This window comes from Catenulispora rubra (genome assembly GCF_015356825.1).
Lineage (GTDB): Bacteria > Actinomycetota > Actinomycetes > Streptomycetales > Catenulisporaceae > Catenulispora > Catenulispora rubra.
In genome coordinates this window covers 1-1,383 of record NZ_JAACYW010000619.1, presented here as the reverse complement: position 1 = coordinate 1,383, position 1,383 = coordinate 1, and the positions used below count along the sequence as shown (strand labels likewise).

Genomic DNA, 1,383 nt, shown 5'->3' with positions numbered 1-1,383 from the left:
CCGATCCGATGGCACCGCCGAGGAAGTACCCGCCGGAGTTGCGGGAACGCGCAGTCCAGATGTATCGCAGCACCCGGCCCCGGCCGGTGGTCCGGCGTCTGGCCGAGCAGCTCGGGGTGCATCCCGAGGCGTTGCGCACCTGGATCCGTGCCGATGCCGCCGCCCGGGGCGAGAAGCCCGACCGACACCAGGTCCGCCCGGCGAAGGCGCTGCCGACCGACGATCTGGAGGAGTTGCTGATGCTGCGGCAGCAGAACTCCGAGCTCGAACGGGAGTGCCAGGACCTGCGGCGGGCGAACGAGATCCTGAAGGTCGCCTCGGCTTTTTTCGCCCAGGAACTCGACCCGATCCGGCGACGGTACTGAAGCTCGTGGACGAGCAGAAGGACACCTTCGGGGTCGAGGCCATCCTCCGCGTGCTGGAGGTCCCGGTCTCCACGTTCTACGACTGGCGCAACGCCGCGGCCAACCCCTGCGACCGGAAGCTGCGCGACGCGGAGCTGACCGTGCTGATCAAAGAGATCCACGCCGGCTCGGACGGCACGTATGGAAGCCCACGCATCCACGCGATGCTGCACCGCCAGGGCCAGGCCGTGTCCCGCAAGCGGGTCGAACGCCTGATGCGCGAGGCAGACATCGCCGGCGTCTGCCCGGCCAGGAAGGCGCGCACCACGATCCGCAACCCCGACGACCCGCTGTCGGATGACCTGGTGAAGCGGAACTTCACCGCCGACGCCCCCGACAAGCTGTGGGTCACCGACCTCACGATGATCCCGACCGGCGAGGGACCACTGTGGCTGGCCTCGATCAAGGACGCGTTCTCCCGGCGGATCGTCGGCTGGCACACCTCCCCGACCGCCGACACCGCCCTGGTCCTCACCGCGTTGGAGTACGCCCTGGCGCTGCGCAAACCACCATCGGACGGCACGCTGATACATCACGCCGACCACGGCTGCCAGTACACATCCATTGCCCTGACCAGCCGTTTAGCGAAGGTCGGCATCGCGGCGAGTATGGGCACCGTCGGCGACAGCTTCGACAACGCGCTCGCGGAGAACATGTGGAGCGTCATCAAAACAGAGCGGATCCGCCGCCGTGAGCTGCCCACCCGGGCCGACGCCGACCGGGAGCTGTTCGAATACATCGACAGCTTCTACAACACCCGCCGCATCCAGAAACGACTCGGCTGGCGATCCCCGGACGAGTACGAAGCCGCCTACTGGAACGGCGAAGACCTCACCGTCCCGGCCACCAAAACCCCGCCGGCCATCGACGCGGCCCCGACCCCGCCACCCGTTCAGCCCACCCGAACACAACGAGCCCTGACACCCATCAGCACCCCCTGACCAGGAGCTCAACCCCTCCGGACAACAGGGGGAAACTC

The 1,383-nt window shown here is 67.9% G+C and carries 2 protein-coding genes; both read left to right on the top strand.

What is annotated here, in order from left to right:
• A partial coding sequence (locus GWK61_RS54560; protein ID WP_228564569.1) for a transposase occupies nt 1-365 on the top strand: 365 nt, incomplete at its 5' end.
• A 5-nt stretch (nt 366-370) separates the two neighbouring features.
• Complete coding sequence (locus GWK61_RS54555) at nt 371-1,345, top strand: IS3 family transposase (protein ID WP_194922287.1); 975 nt, start codon at nt 371-373, stop codon at nt 1,343-1,345.
• The last annotated feature ends 38 nt before the right edge of the window (nt 1,346-1,383 follow it).